We start from the raw sequence: 4,998 nt of genomic DNA on the forward strand, positions 1-4,998 counted from the left end.
TGGGCCAGTAAACCTTCTACGGCTTCAAGCTCGAGGCGGATGGTGCGTTGTGCGGATTGAATAAGGTCGCTGGATTGGCTCATGTCTGAAATCGTATAGCCTGACGAAAAGTCGGCGATTATAGCGGTAATGATCAAATCCCTCACGCTAGTTATTCTGCAGGTGCCTGGGATTTATGCTCAACCACGTGTTTTCCCTGTCCCGAATCTGAACAAGCGCTGTTCCGGCCTTGGGGGCTCTGTACCAGCAGTGATATAGTTCGCCGCCAGTTCGGTCGGCCCACCCCATGCCGCTAACTTTTGTGCATCTGTTGCAAACGAAAGTCGCAAGCATGGTGTCTGAGTGAAAGGCTGCATCCCAAGGAGATTAGATGAGTGCCGATAACGCCTACGCGGTCGAGCTGAAGGGTCTTACCTTCAAGCGCGGTTCGCGCAGCATCTTCAATAACGTCGATATTCGCATTCCCCGCGGCAAAGTCACGGGCATCATGGGGCCTTCCGGTTGCGGCAAGACCACTTTGTTGCGCCTGATGGGCATGCAATTGCGGCCCAGCGCCGGCGAAGTGTGGGTCAACGGCCAGAACCTGCCGACGCTGTCGCGCAGCGATCTGTTCGATGCGCGCAAGCATATGGGCGTGTTGTTCCAGAGCGGTGCCCTGTTTACCGACCTCGACGTTTTCGAAAACGTAGCGTTTCCGCTGCGGGTGCATACCCAGCTGTCCGATGAAATGATTCGTGACATTGTGCTGCTCAAACTGCAAGCCGTGGGCTTGCGCGGTGCCATCGACCTGATGCCCGACGAGTTGTCCGGTGGCATGAAACGTCGTGTTGCGCTGGCGCGGGCTATTGCTCTCGATCCGCAGATCCTTATGTATGACGAGCCGTTCGTAGGCCAGGACCCGATCGCCATGGGCGTGCTGGTGCGCCTGATCCGCCTGCTCAACGATGCGTTGGGGATCACCAGCATCGTGGTTTCCCACGACCTGGCCGAAACCGCGAGCATTGCTGACTACCTTTATGTGGTCGGCGATGGCCAGGTGCTGGGGCAGGGTACGCCTGAAGAACTGATGAACGCTGATAACCCGCGCATTCGCCAATTCATGACCGGCGATCCCGATGGCCCGGTGCCTTTTCATTTTCCGGCAGCGGACTACCGCTCAGATCTTCTGGGGAAGCGCTGATGCGCAAGACATCTTTACTCGAGAAGGTTCGCCTTTTCGGCCGTTCCGGCATCGACTTGGTCGAGGTCCTGGGGCGTTCGACAATTTTTCTGTTTCACGCGCTGCTCGGGCGTGGCGGCATTGGCGGCGGTTTTGGCCTGTTGTTGAGACAGCTGCATTCGGTGGGCGTGATGTCCCTGGTCATCATCGTGGTGTCCGGGATATTCATCGGTATGGTGCTGGCGTTGCAGGGGTTCAATATCCTCTCCAGCTACGGTTCGGAGCAGGCAGTCGGGCAGATGGTTGCCCTGACGCTGCTGCGTGAGCTGGGGCCGGTGGTCACCGCTTTGCTGTTCGCTGGCCGTGCGGGTTCTGCATTGACCGCCGAAATCGGCAACATGAAGTCCACCGAGCAGTTGTCCAGCCTGGAAATGATCGGCGTGGACCCGCTCAAATATATTGTTGCCCCGCGCCTGTGGGCCGGCTTCATATCCCTGCCGCTGCTGGCGATGATTTTCAGCGTGGTGGGCATCTGGGGTGGTTCGTGGGTGGCGGTTGACTGGTTGGGCGTCTATGACGGCTCCTACTGGGGCAACATGCAAAACAGCGTGACCTTCAGCGGCGACGTGCTCAATGGCATCATCAAAAGCATCGTTTTCGCCTTTGTAGTGACCTGGATCGCCGTATTCCAAGGCTATGACTGTGAGCCCACTTCAGAAGGGATCAGTCGCGCCACCACCAAGACCGTTGTGTACGCCTCGCTGGCGGTACTGGGCCTTGACTTCATTTTGACCGCCTTGATGTTTGGAGATTTCTGATGCAAAACCGCACTGTGGAAATCGGTGTCGGCCTTTTCTTGCTGGCTGGCATCCTGGCTTTACTGTTGCTCGCCCTGCGAGTCAGCGGCCTTTCGGCCAGCCCCACCGCCGATACTTATAAGCTTTACGCGTACTTCGACAATATTGCTGGTTTGACGGTCAGAGCTAAAGTGACCATGGCCGGTGTAACCATCGGCAAGGTCACGGCAATCGATCTGGATCGCGACAGCTTCACTGGCCGGGTGACCATGCAAGTCGACAAGAAGGTAGATAATCTGCCGACTGACTCCACTGCATCTATCCTCACTGCTGGGCTGCTGGGCGAGAAGTACATCGGCATCAGCGTGGGTGGGGAAACAGCCCTGCTCAAGGATGGTTCGACAATCCACGACACACAGTCGTCGCTGGTGCTTGAAGACTTGATCGGTAAATTCCTGCTCAATACGGTCAATAAAGACGCCAAATGAGGAACCTGTTCATGATCTCTACCTTGCGACGTGGCCTGCTGGTGCTGCTGGCAGCGCTGCCGCTGATGGCTAATGCCGCTGCCGGCGGTTCTGCGCACGATCTGGTGCAGGACACCACCAACAAGATGTTGGCTGACCTGACTGCCAACAAAGAGCAGTACAAGCAAGACCCGACCAGGTTTTACGAAGCACTGAATACCATTGTGGGCCCGGTGGTCGATGCCGAAGGCATTTCCCGTAGCATCATGACGGTCAAGTATTCGCGCAAGGCTACCCCTGCGCAAATGCAAACATTCCAGGAAAACTTCAAGAAGGGCCTGTTCCAGTTCTACGGCAACGCCCTGCTGGAGTACAACAACCAAGGTATTACCGTCGCCCCAGCCGGGGATGAGTCGGGTGATCGCACCAGCGTTAACATGAGCGTCAAAGGCAACAACGGCGCCATCTACCCTGTGCAGTACACGCTGGAGAAGGTCAACGGCGAGTGGAAACTGCGCAACGTGATCATCAACGGCATCAACATCGGCAAGCTGTTCCGCGATCAGTTCGCTGATGCGATGCAGCGTAATGGCAATAACCTGGACAAAACCATCAATGGTTGGGCCGGTGAAGTCGCCAAAGCCAAGGAAGAAACCGACAAACAAGCCGGGAAGCCTGCGCAATGACCGAGTCGGCTGTTCGTTTGGGTGACGCCGGCGAGTTGTTCCTCAGTGGCGTGCTGGATTACCGCACCGGGCCTGACCTGCGCAAGCAGGGTCAGGCGCTGATCAACAGCAGTAACGCACCTGCGTTGGTGCTTGATTGCTCGGCGGTGACCAAGTCCAGCAGCGTCGGCTTGTCGTTGTTGCTGTGCTTCATGCGTGATGCGCAAGCCGCCAGGAAGCCGGTCAGCATCCGCTCAATGCCCGAAGACATGCGTGAAATCGCTCAGGTTTCCGGTATTACCGAACTGTTGGCGCATCCTTAATACACATTATTAAAGAAGCCCCCCGTCAGAGTCCTGCTATGCGGGGTTCGCAGGCGCGGGGCTTTTTTGTATGATGTGCGACCCGTGCGCACTGGGCGCCGATAGAGGTTGAGCATGCAGGCCCTAGAAGTTAAAAGCTTCCTTGAAGGAAAGCTGCCGGAAACGATCGTAGAAGTTGAAGGCGAAGGCTGCAATTTCCAGCTGAACGTGATTAGCGATGAACTGGCGAAATTGAGCCCGGTCAAGCGTCAACAGCAGATCTATGCCCATTTGAACCCGTGGATCACCGATGGCAGCATCCACGCGGTTACTATGAAATGTTTCAGCCGCGCGGCCTGGGCCGAGCGTACCTGAGCCCCCAAGGCGTCGAGCTTCTTATGGATAAATTGATTATTACCGGTGGTGCCCGCCTCGATGGCGAGATCCGCATTTCCGGTGCAAAAAACTCCGCCTTGCCGATCCTGGCAGCGACCCTGCTGTGCGATGGCCCGGTAACTGTGGCCAACCTGCCGCACCTGCACGACATTACCACCATGATCGAGCTGTTCGGTCGCATGGGTATTGAGCCGGTGATCGACGAGAAGCTGTCTGTCGAAATCGACCCGCGCACCATCAAGACCCTGATCGCTCCGTACGAACTGGTGAAAACCATGCGTGCCTCGATCCTGGTGCTGGGCCCGATGGTTGCCCGTTTCGGCGAAGCTGAAGTAGCACTGCCTGGCGGTTGCGCGATTGGTTCGCGCCCTGTCGACCTGCACATCCGTGGCCTTGAAGCCATGGGCGCGGTCATTGACGTAGAAGGTGGCTACATCAAGGCCAAGGCGCCGGAAGGCGGTTTGCGCGGTGCCAACTTCTTCTTTGATACCGTCAGCGTCACCGGTACCGAGAACATCATGATGGCTGCCGCCCTGGCGAACGGTCGCAGTGTGCTGCAAAACGCAGCGCGCGAGCCTGAAGTAGTCGACCTGGCCAACTTCCTGATCGCCATGGGTGCCAACATCACCGGCGCCGGCACCGACACCATCACTATCGACGGTGTGAAGCGTCTGCACTCGGCCACCTACAAAGTGATGCCGGACCGTATCGAGACCGGCACCTACCTGGTTGCCGCTGCCGTTACCGGTGGCCGCGTCAAGGTCAAGGACACCGATCCGACCATCCTGGAAGCCGGGCTGGAAAAACTCAAGGAAGCCGGTGCTGAAATCACTACCGGTGAAGACTGGATCGAGCTGAACATGCACGGCAAGCGGCCAAAAGCCGTAAACGTGCGTACGGCTCCTTACCCGGCGTTCCCGACCGACATGCAGGCGCAGTTCATTTCCTTGAACGCGATTGCCGAAGGCACAGGCGCCGTGATCGAGACCATCTTCGAAAACCGCTTCATGCACGTGTATGAACTGCACCGCATGGGCGCCAAGATCCAGGTCGAAGGCAACACCGCCATCGTTACCGGCATCGACAAGCTCAAGGGCGCGCCAGTGATGGCGACCGACCTGCGTGCCTCGGCCAGCCTGGTGATTTCGGCGTTGTGCGCCGACGGCGACACCTTGATCGACCGCATCTACCACATCGACCGTGGTTACGAGT

At 57.6% G+C, this 4,998-nt stretch carries 7 protein-coding genes; all 7 read left to right on the plus strand.

Going from position 1 to position 4,998, the window contains the following annotated elements:
* Window positions 1-370 precede the first annotated feature (370 nt).
* Entirely contained in the window at window positions 371-1,180 is an 810-nt protein-coding gene (locus FEM54_RS24455) for an ATP-binding cassette domain-containing protein (RefSeq protein ID WP_005784851.1), read from the plus strand.
* Window positions 1,180-1,977, plus strand: coding sequence for a lipid asymmetry maintenance ABC transporter permease subunit MlaE (mlaE, locus tag FEM54_RS24460; RefSeq protein ID WP_017138231.1), 798 nt, complete (start codon window positions 1,180-1,182; stop codon window positions 1,975-1,977). Before FEM54_RS24455 ends, mlaE begins: the two co-directional genes overlap by 1 nt.
* Window positions 1,977-2,444: an outer membrane lipid asymmetry maintenance protein MlaD gene (mlaD, locus tag FEM54_RS24465; protein ID WP_010170575.1), complete on the plus strand. Its 468-nt coding sequence runs from the start codon at window positions 1,977-1,979 to the stop codon at window positions 2,442-2,444. The genes mlaE and mlaD overlap by 1 nt, the downstream gene beginning before the upstream one ends.
* An 11-nt stretch (window positions 2,445-2,455) precedes the next feature.
* A complete protein-coding gene (locus FEM54_RS24470) occupies window positions 2,456-3,109 on the plus strand; it encodes an MlaC/ttg2D family ABC transporter substrate-binding protein (protein WP_017138230.1) in 654 nt (217 codons plus the stop codon).
* On the plus strand, window positions 3,106-3,411 hold the full coding sequence (locus FEM54_RS24475; protein ID WP_138453435.1) for an STAS domain-containing protein: 306 nt from the start codon (window positions 3,106-3,108) through the stop codon (window positions 3,409-3,411). The genes FEM54_RS24470 and FEM54_RS24475 overlap by 4 nt, the downstream gene beginning before the upstream one ends.
* Before the next feature lie 114 nt (window positions 3,412-3,525).
* The gene (locus FEM54_RS24480) at window positions 3,526-3,765 is read left to right on the plus strand and encodes a BolA family protein (protein WP_138453436.1); all 240 of its coding nucleotides are present in this window, start codon (window positions 3,526-3,528) and stop codon (window positions 3,763-3,765) included.
* A 23-nt stretch (window positions 3,766-3,788) separates the two neighbouring features.
* Window positions 3,789-4,998: UDP-N-acetylglucosamine 1-carboxyvinyltransferase (gene murA / locus FEM54_RS24485; protein WP_138453437.1), on the plus strand; the 1,210-nt coding region annotated here is incomplete at its 3' end.

Origin of the sequence: Pseudomonas edaphica (genome assembly GCF_005863185.1) — a bacterium.
GTDB lineage: Bacteria > Pseudomonadota > Gammaproteobacteria > Pseudomonadales > Pseudomonadaceae > Aquipseudomonas > Aquipseudomonas edaphica.